Genomic DNA, 14,175 nt, shown 5'->3' with positions numbered 1-14,175 from the left:
CGAACGACACGCATGACTGTCGTACCGGACACGAGCGCGGTTATCGACGGGCGCGTGTCCGAACGAGTGGAGAGCGGTGCGTTCGAGGAGGAGACCGTTGCGGTCCCCGAGGCGGTCGTCGCGGAACTCGAATTCCAGGCCAACGACGGCCGCGAGTCGGGCTGGGACGGACTCGCCGAGCTCCAACGGCTCGCCGAACTCGCCGACGAGGGGAGTGTGGAAGTCGAGTACGTCGGCCGACGGCCGGGCGACGGCGAACGCCACGCTTCCGACGAGGGGGCCGTCGACGCGCTGATCCGCGATCTCGCTGCGGAGAAGGGGGCCACGCTGCTCACGAGCGACAAAGTCCAAAGCGAGGTCGCCCGCGCGAAAGAACTCGACGTCGAGTACGTCGATCCCGAAGTCCGCGGGGAAGCACCCGAACAGCTCGCGATCGAGGACTTTTTCGACGAGGAGACGATGAGCGTCCACCTCAAGACCGGCGTCGCACCGATGGCGAAACGCGGGGCAGTCGGCGAGATGCGCTTCGAAACCATCGGCGACGACCCGCTCACCGAGGACGATCTCCGTGAGTGGGTCGCAGAGATTGAGACCGCCACGCGGGCGTCGAGCGACGGGTTCACCGAACTCGATCGGAACGGCATGACGATCGTCCAGTTCGGGGAGTACCGGATCGCGCTCGCCCGGCCGCCCTTCGCCGACGGGTTGGAGATCACCGCGGTTCGGCCGATCGTCGAGACCGAACTCGACGATTACGAGTACGCCGACGACCTCCGTGAGCGACTGCTCGACCACCAGCGTGGCGTCCTGATCGCGGGCGCGCCAGGCGCGGGGAAGTCGACGCTCGCGGGTGCGGTCGCGGGTTTCCTCGCCGATTCGGCGTTCTCGGTCAAGACGATGGAGAAGCCCCGCGATCTCCAGGTCGGCCCCGAGATCACTCAGTACACCGAGCTCGACGGGCAGATGGAGAATACCGCGGACTCGCTGCTGATGGTCCGGCCGGATTACACCATCTACGACGAAGTCAGGAAGACCGAGGACTTCTCGGTCTTTGCGGACATGCGCCTCGCTGGCGTCGGAATGATCGGCGTGGTCCACGCCACTCGCGCGATCGACGCGCTCGGCCGACTCGTCGGGCGGGTCGAACTCGGGATGATCCCACAAGTAGTGGATACCGTGGTGTACGTCGAAGCGGGCGAGATCGACACCGTCTACGACGTTCGGACCGAGGTCAAAGTCCCCGAGGGCCTCACCGAGGAGGATCTCGCGCGGCCCGTGATCCAGGTTCGGGACTTCGAGACCCAGCGTCCGGAGTACGAGATCTACAGTTTCAATCGTCAGGTCGTCACCGTCCCCGTCGGTGGCGAGGACGACGACAGCGGCGTCGACCGGATCGCGAAACAGGAGATCGAACGCGAGATCCGGTCGGTCGCGCGCGGCAACTGCGAGGTCGAGCTCAAGAGCGCGAACACCGCAGTCGTCTACGTCGAGGAGGCCGACATCTCGACGGTGATCGGCAAGGGTGGCGGTCGGATCACCGACATCGAGAACCGACTCGGGATCAGCATCGACGTGCGGACGTTCGACGAGCGGCCAGGCGGTCGCGGCGGCCGGTCGGGAAACGCGAATAGCGGTGGCGGCGGTGGCGGCAGTCGGGGCGGGAGCGGTGGCGGATCGAGCGGTGCGGGCGAGATCGTCACACCCGAGATCACGTCCCGACACGTCGTGATCCCGATGGACGGCTACGCCGGTGAGACGGTCGAGGTCCAGGCCGACGGCGAGTATCTGTTCACTGCGACCGTCTCGCGGGGCGGCGAGGTGCAGGTCTCGCGGGGCAGCGCGATCGCGGAGGAGCTGGAGGGTGCGATCGACCGCGGCCAGCAGGTCACCGTCGCGCCGTCGTAAACGACAACAGTCGACCGCTTTTTCGGGATGGTTGCGCTCTGGAGCGGCGGCTGTGGTGCGGGCCTGGCGGATGAAGGGCGAGGCCACGAACGCCGGAGCACGCGCTGCGCGCTCCGAGCTCTCGTTCGCTTCGCTCACGAGAACGAAGTGAGTGACCGAGGGTTCGGGGGTATTGTGCAGTTTACGGTCGTGGTACGGTGGACAAGTGGGTTGTACCGCGAACGAGCCGTAGGCGAGTGTGCGAGTGTTTTTGGTGCAGATTTTTGCGGGGAGTGATGCGTGAGCGGAGCGAGCGCACCCGACGAAGTAAAAAGGTGCATCGTAATGTTCAGTACGCGCCAGCCGGTAGGGGATCACATGAGCGAAACCGACGCCGACGGACCAGTGAGCCGCCGGGGGTTCCTCCGGACGGCAGCAGGGGCGGCGGCCGTCGCAGGCACGAGCGGGACGGCGGCGGCACAGGAAGGCAACAGTTCGAGTGGGGGCGGTGGCGGCGGGACGACGACAGTAGAAGTCGGTACGGGATCGGGGACCTCTTTCGGACCCGAGGAAGCCACCATCGCGCCCGGCGGCACCGTCGTCTGGGAGTGGACCGGCGAGGGCGGCGCACACAACGTCGTCGCCGACGACGGCGCGTTCGACAGCGGGAGTCCGGAGGAGGGCAGCGGTATCACTTTCGAACATACCTTCGAAGAGACCGGCGAGTTCCCCTACCACTGTGCACCCCACGAGGCCGTCGGGATGGTCGGCACCATCATCGTACAGGAGGGTGGCGCGAGTAGTGGTGGGGAATCCTCAGGACCCGTTGTTCCCAACAGCGCGAAAACCCTCGGCGTCGCCACGATGAGTTTCATGCTCTCGACGCTCGGTCTCGCCTACGTGTTCATGAAGTATGGTGGCGACTATAGAGAACATACAGAGTAGTTGACTCGGTTGCCGCTCGCTGTTCGTTCTTTTGGCACAACCACGCTCATCACGAACGGTCTAATCGATGGAGTTCGTTTTCGAGGTTCGAAATCGGTATCGTTCTTCCGCGAGTTCCCACAGACGTGAGCGAAGCACACTTCCGAAAGCTCGAACGGATGTACGAAGACGCACAAATCAACCGTATCTGCGACGGAACCCTCGCGGTTCGTGACGGTGAGGCCGACCTCAAGCTACCGATCTCCGAATCGTACCACCATCCACTCGGTGCCGTTCACGGCTCGATTTACTTTAAGGCCCTTGACGATGCCGCCTTCTTTGCGGCCAACTCGCTTATCGAGGATGTTTTCGTCCTTACGACGAACTTCAATCTCCACTTCGAACGCCCAGTTTCAGAGGGAACCATTCATGCTGAGGGCGAGGTCGTCAACGATAATCCAAACCAACTCATCGCCGAATCGGTCGCCTACGACGACAACGGACATGAACTCGCTCGTGGCTCCGGAACGTTCACGCGTAGCAAGACCGAACTCACGTCCGACATCGGCTATGAGTAAGTACGTCGCTCTGAGTTCCCGTCGAGAGTCTTCTCAGCGGTAGTTGTCATCCATCAGAGAGTGGATATGGATAGCGCTACCATCCGGGATTCGTCCTGCCTCGACTCGCTCGAAGAGATCCGCTCCGAGCGACACCATCACTACGGAGGGAGTAACGAGCGTGCTGAAATACACGGTAAGAGGATACGTCGACGTGTCTACCAGAACCTACATGTATGTGACATTTATGATAGGTGGTTGATTCATCTAGCGAGATGACTTGGCTAACGTTCCTCGGAGCCAATTCTGTGCCAACCCATCAGCGTTGAATTTATTGTTACAACCTTCCAGTTATCGGTTTGCATCACGACTGAGAGGAGACTCCGCACAAACTGCAGCTTCCGTCTGCCGCAGTTCGGTCAGAGCTAAAATTCAAAAATTCAAAAACGTTGTGGTCAGAGTATTCATATACTCATAGAGTGTAGATGTATGAGAGAATAATATGGCTGCAATCCAAACGAACGGACTGACGAAGTACTACGGGGATGTCCGCGGCATCGAGGATCTCTCCTTCGACGTTCGGGAGGGTGAAGTGTTCGGCTTTCTCGGCCCGAACGGGGCGGGCAAGACCACCACGATTCGGACGTTGATGGGCTTTCAGTCCCCGACCGAGGGGTCCGCTACGGTCCTCGGTGCCGATATTGCGGATGCAAGCGCGCTCCGCGAGGCGCGATCACGTATCGGATTCCTCCCGAGCGAGCCGGGGTTCAATGAGAACGTCACCGGTCGTCGTCTTCTGGAGTACCACGGCTCCCTTCGCGGCGACGTGCGTAGCGACGAACTGCTCGAACTGTTCGACCCGCCGCTCGACCGCAGGGTCGGTGATTACTCCCGGGGGAACAAGCAGATGCTCGCCATCGTGCTCGCGTTCATGAACGATCCGGACCTCATGATCATGGACGAACCCACGTCGGGGCTGGATCCCCTCAAACAGGACCAGTTCCTCGAGTTCATCCGCGCCGAACAGGAACGAGGGAAGACCTTCTTCTTCTCCTCGCACATCCTCGGCGAGGTCCGAAAAGTGTGTGACCGCATCGGCATCATCCGCAACGGCCACCTCGTCGAACTCGAAGACATCGAGTCGCTGCTCGACCGCACCGGCAAGGTCGTTCGGGCCAACCTCGGCGACTCGGTGACTGCCAACGAGTTCGCCATCGAGGGCGCACACGATGTCACCGTGAGTGGCGAGTCCGTCGGCCCCGCGACCGCCGAGACCGATGGAGGAGAGGACAGTAAGACCGTCTCGTTCACTTACACCGGCACCTACGAGCCGCTGCTCCGCCGCCTGCTGAACTACGATGTGCTCGACCTCACCATCGAGGAGGCACCGCTGGAGGACGTCTTCATGCGCTTCTACGGCGACCACAACCCCGAAGAAACCGTCGAGCGCGTCGAGAACGAGCGAGGTGACGATCGCGACGGCGGCGGGACCGACGACCGGAACACGGAGGCCGCCGATGTTTGAGACGGCGCGCTTCGAGTCCGAACGCCGGCTCACCGGCTCTGTGGTCGTCGCGATCGGGCTGTCGGCGTTTGCGGCCATGATGATCCTCATCGCGCCCGGTCTGCTCGACGAGTTCGACGTCGCGGCGCTCACCGAGACGTTCCCGCCGGCACTCGTCGAGGCGATGCAGCTCGACGTCATCGGGACCATCGAGGGATTCATCGCGCTCGAACTGTACTGGTTCGGCTGGCTGCTCGTGTTGGCCATCTACGTAGCCTACAGCGCCGCGAGTTCCATCGCGGGCGACATCGACGACGGGACGATGGACACGCTGTTGGCAGCCCCCGTCTCGCGGACGAGCGTCCTCCTCGAAAAATTTCTCTCGCTGCTCACGCCCATCATCGTCATCAACGTCGTCGTGCTCGTGGTCGTTTATGCCGGCACCCAACTCGTCGACGAACCCATCGCGGCCGCCGACCTGATCGCGGTCCACGCACTCTCGGTCCCGTACCTGTTGCTCTGGGGTGCATTCGGAATGCTGGCGTCGGTTCTCGCTCCGCGACGCGTCGTCGCCGAGGGTGTCGCGGCCGGCGCGGTCGTCGCAACCTTCCTCGTCGAGACGGTGGCCGACGGGACGGACCTCGACTGGCTCGGAGTGCTTTCGCCGACGCGCTACTACGACCCGGTCACCATTCTCACGGCGAGCGAGTACAACTACGAGGGCGCGGCCATCTTACTCGCCGTTGCCGCCGTGTTCCTGCTCGCGAGTGGCGCGTGGTTCGCACGGAGGGACGTCCAATGAGCACCCAGACGGGAACCGAAGCCGCCGACCGTGGGGGACACACCGGCTCGATGCTCGACGTGATCCGCTTCGAGGGCGTTCGACGACTCCGGATCACGGGCGTCCTCGCCGTTATCTTCGCGCTGTTCGGCGGGATGTTCGTCGCGCTCGCCCCCGACCTCGTCTCGACGGGCGCATACGACGACATCATCGAGGCGATGCCACCCGCGATGAACGCACTGATGGGGTTCGAGAACTTCAACTCGATCGAAGGGGTCGTCGGCGGCGAGTTCTACACCTTCACGTGGGTCGTCGGGCTGGGCGCGTACCTCGCGTACAGCGCCGCCGGGAGCGTCGCGGGCGACATCAAAAACGACCGGATGGACACCCTGATGGCGGCCCCTATCTCGCGGACGAAGGTGCTGCTCGGGAAGTACTTCTCGCTGCTCGTGCCTATCGTCGTTTTGAACGTCGTTATCCCGCTCGTGATGTACGGCGGCTCGGTGCTCATCGACGAACCGATCGCGCTTGCCGACCTCGCGGCGCTGCACGCGTTGTCGATCCCGTACCTGCTCTGCTGGGCTGCGGTCGGCCTCTTGCTGGGCGTCGTCGTCGGCCGGGGACGAACCGCCGGCCGTGCCGCGCTCGGGGTCGTCATCGCGGCGTGGCTCCTCGAATCGTTCGTCGTCGAGACCGACGTCGAGTGGCTCGGGAACGTCTCGCCGATGCGTTACTTCGATCCGTCGGGTATCCTCGTCGATGGAGCCTACAACCTCGATGGCGCAGCACTCCTGCTCGCGGTCGCCATCGTGTTGGTAATCGTGAGCCAGTTTCGATTCACCCGGATGGATCTGTAGTGAATCGGACGCACCGAACGATCCCAGAGATCGAATCGTATCCGCGGTTTCATCAGTAGACGACCACACCATGAAAGGATTCAGCGACGAAAGACGGGCGTACATCAGACAGGAACTGCTCGACGAGGGCCGGAAGCTCTTCGCGCGCTACGGGCTCAAGAAGACCACGATGACCGACCTCACTACCCCTGTGGACATCGCGCCGAGCACGTTCTATCAGTTCTTCGATTCGAAGGAAAAGCTCTACCTCGCGGTCCTCGAACGCGAGACCGAACGGTTCTACGAGCGTGCTACCACCCCGCTCGAAGAACAGTCCGATCCCGAGCAGGCGATCAGGGAGTACCTCCACGTTCTCTTCGAGGAATTGGAAACGAATCCACTGATCGAGCGGGTGCTCGCCGACGACGAGCTGGAGCAGTTGGGCCACCTGTATTCCGAAGACGAGTTCCTCGAACAACGAACGCGAGAGCTCGGCTACATCATGCCTTACATCAGGGAGTGGCAGGAGACGGAGGCGATTCGTGAGGGTGACCCCGAGATCATCGCCGCGACCATCGACTCAGCAGCCATTCTCGCGCTCCACAAGGAGGACATCGGCGAGGATCTCTATCCCGCCGTCCGAAACATGATGATCGAAACCGTCGTCACCGGCATCACGAACGCGGCAGTTCGAAGCAAACCCGAACCCCAGCAACCTCACCGGGAGTAATCTAAGCGTACACGGTTCACTTCAGCCGTTGTGTCAGTACCGAAGGCGACTGAGGAAATCGAGATGGGCCAGCGGATTCGAACCGACGGCTCGCGTGACACTATCGAACCGGCCGACGACGATAGGAGCAACTAGAGCAATTACCACCAAATCATCCATGACGTACACGACAGCGACCACACGATTGAACTGGACTGCCCCGGTAACGGGAACCAATGGGGCTCCATTCCCGATTTCGGCAGCCGGAACACGTCGGCGAGAACCGCTGTCTCCCGTGTACAGTGGTCAACGTCGGAATCGCGATCGCGGTGAGCGCTGCGATCGGACTGTGGACTGCGGGCGCTGGGGTGGCGGTACTCGTGGGCTGTCTCGTCGTCATCTACCTCAGAGGATATCTCGTTCCCGGCACGCCGGCGCTGACCAAGCGTTACCTCCCGGATCGGGTGCTGCGTCGGTTCGGGAAGGCACCGACACAGCCGTCAACCCCTGCATCCTTTTCGCCCGAAGAGCTCCTGGTGGATGCAGGGGTGATCGGCCCGTGCGAACACGCGGACGATCTCTGTCTCCAGCCCGAGTTTCGCACGACGTGGCGCGACCGGATCGAGTTCGTCCGAGAACGCGACCCGGGATCGACACGCCTCGAAGAGGCGATCGACGATCCCGACGACGAGCTGACGTTCGAGTCGATCGACGGTAACGTCGTCGCACTTCACGATAACGCGACCGTCGGACAGTGGAGTTCCGACGCGGCGATCGTGGCCGACGTGGCCGCGACCGACGTCGTTCCGTCGTTCGTGTCATCGTGGCAGCGACTGACACCCGTCGAGCGGCTCCAACTCCTCGGCAGTCTCCGGCTGTTCCTCGAAACGTGCCCGGCGTGTGACGACTCGGTAGAGCTGGATGAGGAGGTCGTCGACTCGTGCTGTCGGTCGTTCGACGTGGTCCGCGCGGTCTGTCGTGGCTGCGACGCCCGGGGGTTCGAGATCGAGTGGACCTAACAGAGATTCGTCCATCGTAGAACAGCGGAGCGCCATCCACGAAGCAAATAGTCCCGAGCGGATTCGAACCGCTGTCATGGGCTCCAAAGGCCCATATGATTGGCCACTACACCACGGGACTTCACTCACTTCGTTCGCTCGTCCCGCAAGGATCGCAAATCCTACGGATTTGCTCACCACCGAAACGCTCGCTTTGCTCGCGTTCCGAGCCTCGCCTCATGGTTCGAAAGACGCGAAGCGTCTTTCGTCATCACGAAACGGCGAAGCCGTTTCGAACGACTACGTTCGGCGAGACACCACGGGACTTCGTTTCGGAGTATCGCCGGACCACACTTGAACGCTTCGAGACCCGACCTTTTCTGTCTGCATCTCTCGAAATCGAGCAGGCGTGGCCGACGAACGGACGACACCACAGGATCCACCGACCAGGCTTGCTGACGGAGCGCTCGCCGCAGCCGTTCTCGTGGTTGCGATCGCGATCATTCGGAACCGCGAGATCGACGTCTCGCCGTCGGCGATCCTTGTCGGTGCTATATCAACCGTGGGCTTCGAGGCGCTCGCCGGTCGGGATGCCGATCGCGTCCGTCGGCTCTGGGCTCGACCAACCGTCAGGGCGGGAACCGTCGGCATCGCACTCTGTCTCGGCACGTTGGCGGTGGTCGTCTCCACTGGCTGGCTCGTGGTTGCGGGTGCGGCGGCACTCGGCTGCTATCTCGTCGGGCTGGCGCTCGTCACAACAGGAATCGTTCCGCCGCCAAAAGCGTGGTCCGACAAACGGTGATTGCGGTTGCGGTCGCCTCGCGAGGAGAGTCAGTCCGCCGCCTCTGGCTCGGCGTCGAGCAGGGCACAGACGTCCTCCTCCGGCGCGAAACAGTCTGGGCACTGCGGCTCACGATCGATGATAGTGTCGAGGCGCTCGGCGACCGTCTCGTCGATCACGCTTTCGAGCTGGCCGGCTTCGGCACGGAACTCCTCGACGCCGAGCACCTCCACGAGGAACCGCTCGATGATGCAGTACGTCTGGAGCGAATCACGCGCGCGTTCGATCCCTTCGTCGGTCAGCGTGACGCCTTTGTACTTCTCGTGGTCGGCGAGCCCGCGCGATTCGAGTTTCCCGATCATCTCGTTGGCGCTTGCGGGGCTCACGTCGAGAGTGTCGGCCAATCGACCTGTTGCCGCCGGGCCGTTCTCGACCTGCTGGACGAGATAGATCGCTTTCAGGTACTGCTCGGCCGTGTTCACGCGAGCCACCCCCGGTGGCTCACGTGAGCTTGTCGATGCTTCGCTTCGACAGCGTTCATTCGCGTTCCTCCATGAGTTTCGTGACCTCTTCCGCTCCTTCGGCTTCCTCTTCACGAATCGTCGACAGTGTTCCGACGAGTCGTTCGCGCTCGATCCCGAACTCCACAGTACTGGACTCGATCGCGGCGATGAGATCGTCATAGAACTTGTAGGCGGTCTCCTCGTTCGCGAGCTGGTCGTAGAGCACGCCGTCGGTGTCACGATCGCGCTCGTAGTGGTCGGCGACGAGCGGCTCGATCTGCTCGAAGGGAATCTGTTCGGCGTCGAGTTCGTCGATCAGCCCCGAGAGACGGTCGCGATGCTCGGCTGACTCCTCGGCGGCGTGCTCTAGCAAGTCCTCGATTTCGGGGTCGAGATCCGCCTCGAACGACTGGGAGTGCTGGTGGGCGCGTGCCTCGACGACCTCCTCCAGCACGACCCCGATCTGGAGGAGACGGGCGAGCTGGTGGTCGGAAGCCACCGGCTGGCTCACGCTCACGGCAACCACCCTGAAAGAACGCGCTCGAAAATCGATGCCTCGTGGACGTCCATACCGTGGTTCGCGGACGGAGGGACTTAAACGATTACTCCCGCAGCCGCGCCGCGACGAGATCGGAGAGGTCGTCGCGGAACTCCTCAACCGCGATCTCGTCCAAGACGGGCACGAAGAAGCCCTCGACGAGCATGTTCCGCGCTATGCGTGGCGACACCCCGCGCGAGGTCATGTAGAACAGATCCTGTTGGTCGACCTGTCCGACCGTCGCGGAGTGGCTCGCCTCGGTGTCGTGGTTGTTGATGATGAGCTTCGGCGAGGCGTCGGCCTCGGACTCGTCGCTCAGCATCAGCGTGTTCTCGCGCTGGTACGAGGAGGTGTCCCACGCGTTCGATCCGACGTCTTGAACGCCCTCGTAGACCGATCGGGCGTCGTCGTCGAGCACGCCACGGGTCACGAGGTCGGCGGTGGTGTGCTCGGCCTCGTGCCAGACCCGCGCGGCGACGTCGAAGTGCTGGTCGTTGTGGCCGAAGAAGGCTCCGACGATCTGGGACTCCGAGCCCTCGCCCTGGAGATGAGTCTCCACCGAGGACTTGGTGAGTCGCGAGCCGAGGTTGCCCTCGATCCAGTTGATCGTGGCGTGGCTGTCGGCGTGACCACGCTTGAGGGTGTAGGTGTACGTCTCCTCGTCGACGTTCTGGAGCGATCCGTACTGGACGTTCGAGTTCTCGCCCGCGTCGATCTCGACGACGCCGGAGTAGTACCGCTCACCGTCGACGTCCTCGCCAGTCGTCTGTCGTTCGAGGATCGTCACCGAACTCGACTTCTCGGTGACGACCAGCGTGTAGTTGAACAGCGACTGGGAGTTCATCCGCGTCCGGACGGTGACGTCCTCTGCGTCGACGCCTTCGGGGACGTAGACGACTGTGCCGGTCGAGAACAGCGCGGTCGAGAGCGCCGTGAGGTAGTTCTCCTCGGGCTCGACGACCGAGCCGAAGTGTTCGCGGACGAGCTCCTCGCGCTCGTCGAGCGCTTCCGCGATCGACATGACCTCGACCTCCTCGGGGCCGACCTGGTCTTTCTCCTCGGCTGCGTTCAGCGGATCGACGAACCCCTCGAAGTCGAGATCGTAGAGGTTCGTCCAGTTGCGTCCCGGCGTCCGGATGACGTCGGGCATTTCCAGCTCTTCGAGCGCGTCGAGCGCGTCGAGACGCTGCTCCAGCAGCCACTCGGGCTCGTCGAGACCCTCGGAAATCTGCCTGACCTGCTCCTCGGTGAGGTTTGCGTGTACCTGTGTACTCATTGCGATAATCCGGTGGGGAGCTTACCCGAGGCTCCCTTCCATTTCGAGTTCGATCAGCCGGTTGAGCTCGACCGCGTACTCGATGGGTAGTTCTTCGGTGATCGGCTCGATGAACCCGGCAACGATCATCTGCTTCGCGTCGTCGTCGTCGAGGCCCCGGCTCTGGAGGTAGAAGACGTCCTCGTCGCCGATCTTGCCGACTGTCGCTTCGTGGGCGACGTCGACCTTCGACTCCTCGATCTCCATGTACGGCATCGTGTCCGACGTACTCTCGTTGTCGAACATCAGCGCGTCACACTCGACGCTGGTCGAGGAGTTCTCCGCGCCGTCGGAGATGTGGACGAGGCCACGGTAGTTCGTGCGGCCGCCATCCTTGCTGATCGACTTCGACTCGATCGTGCTCTTGGTGTCGGGCGCGTTGTGGTAGACCTTCGCGCCGGTGTCGATGTTCTGACCCTCGCCCGCAAAGGCGATCGTGATGTGGTTGTCGGTCGCGCCGCGGCCCTTGAGGATGGTCGAGGGGTAGAGCATCGTGGCCTTCGAGCCCATCGAGCCCGAGACCCACTCCATCGTGCCCTCGCGCTCGCAGATCGCGCGCTTGGTGTTCAGGTTGTAGGTGTTCTTCGACCAGTTCTGCACCGTCGAATACTGGACGTGGGCGTTCTCGCCGACGAACACCTCGACACCGCCCGAGTGGAGGTTGAACTCGCTGTACTGGGGAGCCGAACAGCCCTCGATGTAGTGGACTTCCGAGTTCTCCTCGGCGATGATGAGGGTGTGCTCGAACTGGCCCATCCCTTCGGAGTTCATCCGGAAGTACGCCTGGATCGGCATCTCGACCGTGACGTCCTCGGGGACGTAGACGAACGAGCCGCCCGACCAGATCGCACCGTGGAGCGCCGCGAACTTGTTGTCGCTCGCCGGCACGCAGTTCGTCATGAAGTGCTCCTTGACGATCTCCTCGTGCTCCCGGACCGCCTTGTCCATGTCACAGAAGATGACGCCCTTCTCCTGCCAGCGCTCCTGCATGTTCTGGTAGACGATCTCGGACTCGTACTGCGCGCCCACCCCGGAGAGGGCGTTCTTCTCTGCCTCGGGGATCCCGAGCTTGTCGAAGGTGTCCTGGATCTCCTCGGGGAGGTCGGTCCAGTCGTCGACACCACCGCGGGTGTCGATGTCGGGCCGGATGTACGGGACGATCTGGCCGATGTCGACCTCCGAGAGGTCGGGTTGGCCGGGCCAGTCGGTCGGCATCGGCATCGCGTGGAACTGCTGGAGCGCGCGAAGCCGGCGCTCCAGCATCCACTCGGGCTCGTCCTTGTCCTCGGAGATCAGGCGGATGGTCTCCTCGTCGAGGTCGCCCTTTTCCGCCCGGAATGCCGAACTCTCCTCTTTTTTGAACTCGAAGCGCGCTTCCGTGTCGGTCTCGCGCAGTTGATCTTGATCCGAACTCATGATGTGTAGTGTGTAGTGGTCGAAGCCTTATCAGGCTGTCTCGTAGGCTTCCTCACGGACCCAGTCGTAGCCCTCGTCTTCGAGCTGGTGGGCCAACTCCGCGCCGCCGCTTTTCGCGATCTTGCCGTCGAGCATCACGTGGACGTGATCTGGCTCGACGTAGTCGAGGATCCGCTGGTAGTGGGTGATCTGGAGGATGCCCGCGCCCTGCTCGTCGCGGAGCGCGTTGATCCCGTTCGAGACGTCCTGGAGCCGGTCGATGTCGAGCCCGGAGTCGATCTCGTCGAGCACCGCGATCGACGGCTCGAGGATCGCAGCCTGAAGCACCTCGTTCTGCTTTTTCTCGCCGCCCGAGAAGCCCGCGTTGAGATAGCGCTGGGCGAACTGGGCGTCCATGTCGAGCTGTTCCATCTTCTCGGCCATGATCTCCTGAAACTCCGCGACACCGACCTCGCCCTCCTCGACATCGCCCTCCATCGGTGAGGTGTCGTAGCCGGCGTCCTCGTCCTCGGCTGCTTCCTCGTCGCCTTCGTCGTCCTCGAAGAACTCTTCGCGCTCTTCGAGTTTGGCGTTTAAGGCTGTGCGGAGGAAGTTCACCATCGTGACGCCCTCGATCTCGGCGGGATACTGGAAGCCGAGGAAGACGCCGAGCGCCGCGCGCTCGTTAGGTTCGAGGTCGAGGAGGTTCACCGTCCGCATGTCCTCGGGGATCTCGATGTCCTCGAACTCGTCTTCATCGAGATGAACGAGCACCTCGCCGTCGGTGACCTCGTAGGCCGGGTGGCCGGCGATGACCTTCGCGGTCGTCGACTTGCCCGACCCATTCGGTCCCATCAGTGCGTGGATCTCACCCGATCGAACTTCGAGATTGACCCCGTCGAGGATCTTCTCGCCGCCCTCCGCGACCTGTGCGTGGAGGTCCCGTAGCTCTAAGCGTGCCATAGTCCTATCGTCCGTCTGTTGGCCCGTCGACCTGATAATGGTTTCCATTCACCTGTAACGATTTTCGATGGGGGAAAATTTGTTTGCCGCGAACGGAACTCGCGAGCGAGTTTCGCATTGGAGAATCGGCGGTGAGCGACCGTCGATGGAGCGGGGTGGTGCGGTGCGGTCTGCGGTGCAGTGTGAGGCGGACGGCGGTGCTGTGCGGGGCGGTCCTGGCGTCTCGACGAGCGAAGCGAGTCGAGGCTCGGGAGAGCTTTGCTCTCCCGGCGGATGAAGGGCGAAGCACGCGAGCGAACGGAGTGAGCGCGCGCCGTCGTTCCGCTTCGCTCCACGACGACCCTCACGCTCGCTCCGCTCGCGTGAGACGCCGAGGGCTTCGGCGGTGCTATGCGGTTGCAGGGTGGTTGCGGAGTGTGTCAGTATTGTACCGTGAACGAGCGCCGGAGGCGCGAGTGAACGGGTGTTTTTCATGAACGTTCGTTAG

14 protein-coding genes and 1 tRNA gene are annotated in these 14,175 nt (G+C 62.8%); 9 read left to right on the top strand and 6 right to left on the bottom strand.

What is annotated here, in order from left to right; genetic code table 11:
• Window positions 1-12 precede the first annotated feature (12 nt).
• The 8 genes from C449_RS06200 to C449_RS06165 all read left to right on the top strand — a co-directional run bounded on the left by C449_RS06200 (window position 13) and on the right by C449_RS06165 (window position 8,214).
• The gene (locus tag C449_RS06200) at window positions 13-1,905 is read left to right on the top strand and encodes a PINc/VapC family ATPase (protein WP_006077119.1); all 1,893 of its coding nucleotides are present in this window, start codon (window positions 13-15) and stop codon (window positions 1,903-1,905) included.
• A 357-nt stretch (window positions 1,906-2,262) separates the two neighbouring features.
• Entirely contained in the window at window positions 2,263-2,829 is a 567-nt protein-coding gene (locus C449_RS06195) for a plastocyanin/azurin family copper-binding protein (RefSeq protein WP_006077118.1), read from the top strand.
• 158 nt (window positions 2,830-2,987) lie between these two features.
• Window positions 2,988-3,386: a PaaI family thioesterase gene (locus C449_RS06190; RefSeq protein WP_049913941.1), complete on the top strand. Its 399-nt coding sequence runs from the start codon at window positions 2,988-2,990 to the stop codon at window positions 3,384-3,386.
• A 481-nt stretch (window positions 3,387-3,867) separates the two neighbouring features.
• A complete protein-coding gene (locus C449_RS06185) occupies window positions 3,868-4,890 on the top strand; it encodes an ABC transporter ATP-binding protein (protein ID WP_006077116.1) in 1,023 nt (340 codons plus the stop codon).
• Window positions 4,883-5,671 carry an ABC transporter permease subunit gene (locus C449_RS06180; protein ID WP_049913940.1) on the top strand — a complete coding sequence of 263 codons (789 nt, stop codon included), beginning with the start codon at window positions 4,883-4,885 and terminating at the stop codon, window positions 5,669-5,671. The genes C449_RS06185 and C449_RS06180 overlap by 8 nt, the downstream gene beginning before the upstream one ends.
• Window positions 5,668-6,507, top strand: coding sequence for an ABC transporter permease subunit (locus C449_RS06175; RefSeq protein WP_006077114.1), 840 nt, complete (start codon window positions 5,668-5,670; stop codon window positions 6,505-6,507). Before C449_RS06180 ends, C449_RS06175 begins: the two co-directional genes overlap by 4 nt.
• A 70-nt stretch (window positions 6,508-6,577) precedes the next feature.
• Entirely contained in the window at window positions 6,578-7,216 is a 639-nt protein-coding gene (locus tag C449_RS06170; protein WP_006077113.1) for a TetR/AcrR family transcriptional regulator, read from the top strand.
• Between the two features lie 215 nt (window positions 7,217-7,431).
• Window positions 7,432-8,214: a hypothetical protein gene (locus C449_RS06165; RefSeq protein WP_006077111.1), complete on the top strand. Its 783-nt coding sequence runs from the start codon at window positions 7,432-7,434 to the stop codon at window positions 8,212-8,214.
• Between the two features lie 48 nt (window positions 8,215-8,262).
• Here C449_RS06165 and C449_RS06160 read toward each other — a convergent pair.
• Window positions 8,263-8,335, bottom strand: a tRNA-Gln gene (locus tag C449_RS06160).
• Window positions 8,336-8,602: 267 nt separating this feature from the next.
• Here C449_RS06160 and C449_RS06155 point away from each other — a divergent pair.
• A complete protein-coding gene (locus C449_RS06155) occupies window positions 8,603-8,995 on the top strand; it encodes a hypothetical protein (RefSeq protein WP_006077110.1) in 393 nt (130 codons plus the stop codon).
• Window positions 8,996-9,024: 29 nt separating this feature from the next.
• On the opposite strand, the gene C449_RS06150 is transcribed toward C449_RS06155, so the two are convergent.
• The 5 genes from C449_RS06150 to C449_RS06130 all read right to left on the bottom strand — a co-directional run bounded on the left by C449_RS06150 (window position 9,025) and on the right by C449_RS06130 (window position 13,688).
• The gene (locus C449_RS06150) at window positions 9,025-9,456 is read right to left on the bottom strand and encodes a metal-dependent transcriptional regulator (protein ID WP_006077109.1); all 432 of its coding nucleotides are present in this window, start codon (window positions 9,454-9,456) and stop codon (window positions 9,025-9,027) included.
• A gap of 55 nt (window positions 9,457-9,511) precedes the next feature.
• Window positions 9,512-9,994 carry a ferritin-like domain-containing protein gene (locus tag C449_RS06145; protein ID WP_006077108.1) on the bottom strand — a complete coding sequence of 161 codons (483 nt, stop codon included), beginning with the start codon at window positions 9,992-9,994 and terminating at the stop codon, window positions 9,512-9,514.
• Window positions 9,995-10,079: 85 nt separating this feature from the next.
• Window positions 10,080-11,291, bottom strand: a complete 1,212-nt coding sequence (gene sufD / locus C449_RS06140) for a Fe-S cluster assembly protein SufD (RefSeq protein WP_006077107.1) — start codon at window positions 11,289-11,291, stop codon at window positions 10,080-10,082.
• Window positions 11,292-11,312: 21 nt separating this feature from the next.
• A complete protein-coding gene (sufB, locus tag C449_RS06135) occupies window positions 11,313-12,746 on the bottom strand; it encodes a Fe-S cluster assembly protein SufB (RefSeq protein ID WP_006077106.1) in 1,434 nt (477 codons plus the stop codon).
• 30 nt (window positions 12,747-12,776) lie between these two features.
• On the bottom strand, window positions 12,777-13,688 hold the full coding sequence (locus C449_RS06130; protein WP_006077104.1) for an ABC transporter ATP-binding protein: 912 nt from the start codon (window positions 13,686-13,688) through the stop codon (window positions 12,777-12,779).
• Window positions 13,689-14,175: the final 487 nt, after the last annotated feature.

It is taken from the genome of Halococcus saccharolyticus DSM 5350, from assembly GCF_000336915.1.
In the GTDB taxonomy this organism is placed as follows: domain Archaea; phylum Halobacteriota; class Halobacteria; order Halobacteriales; family Halococcaceae; genus Halococcus; species Halococcus saccharolyticus.
The sequence above is the reverse complement of the archived record's forward strand: the minus strand, read 5'-3'. Positions and strand labels throughout refer to the sequence as shown.

Excerpts from the sequence above, each read along its gene's own strand:
- C449_RS06200 (WP_006077119.1), top strand. The coding sequence starts at position 13 with ATGACTGTCGTACCGGACACGAGCGCGGTTATCGACGGGCGCGTGTCC.
- C449_RS06185 (WP_006077116.1), top strand. The coding sequence starts at position 3,868 with ATGGCTGCAATCCAAACGAACGGACTGACGAAGTACTACGGGGATGTC.
- C449_RS06190 (WP_049913941.1), top strand. The coding sequence starts at position 2,988 with ATGTACGAAGACGCACAAATCAACCGTATCTGCGACGGAACCCTCGCG.
- C449_RS06165 (WP_006077111.1), top strand. The coding sequence starts at position 7,432 with ATGGGGCTCCATTCCCGATTTCGGCAGCCGGAACACGTCGGCGAGAAC.
- C449_RS06180 (WP_049913940.1), top strand. The coding sequence starts at position 4,883 with ATGTTTGAGACGGCGCGCTTCGAGTCCGAACGCCGGCTCACCGGCTCT.
- C449_RS06170 (WP_006077113.1), top strand. The coding sequence starts at position 6,578 with ATGAAAGGATTCAGCGACGAAAGACGGGCGTACATCAGACAGGAACTG.
- C449_RS06130 (WP_006077104.1), bottom strand. The coding sequence starts at position 13,688 with ATGGCACGCTTAGAGCTACGGGACCTCCACGCACAGGTCGCGGAGGGC.
- sufB (WP_006077106.1), bottom strand. The coding sequence starts at position 12,746 with ATGAGTTCGGATCAAGATCAACTGCGCGAGACCGACACGGAAGCGCGC.
- C449_RS06195 (WP_006077118.1), top strand. The coding sequence starts at position 2,263 with ATGAGCGAAACCGACGCCGACGGACCAGTGAGCCGCCGGGGGTTCCTC.
- sufD (WP_006077107.1), bottom strand. The coding sequence starts at position 11,291 with ATGAGTACACAGGTACACGCAAACCTCACCGAGGAGCAGGTCAGGCAG.
- C449_RS06175 (WP_006077114.1), top strand. The coding sequence starts at position 5,668 with ATGAGCACCCAGACGGGAACCGAAGCCGCCGACCGTGGGGGACACACC.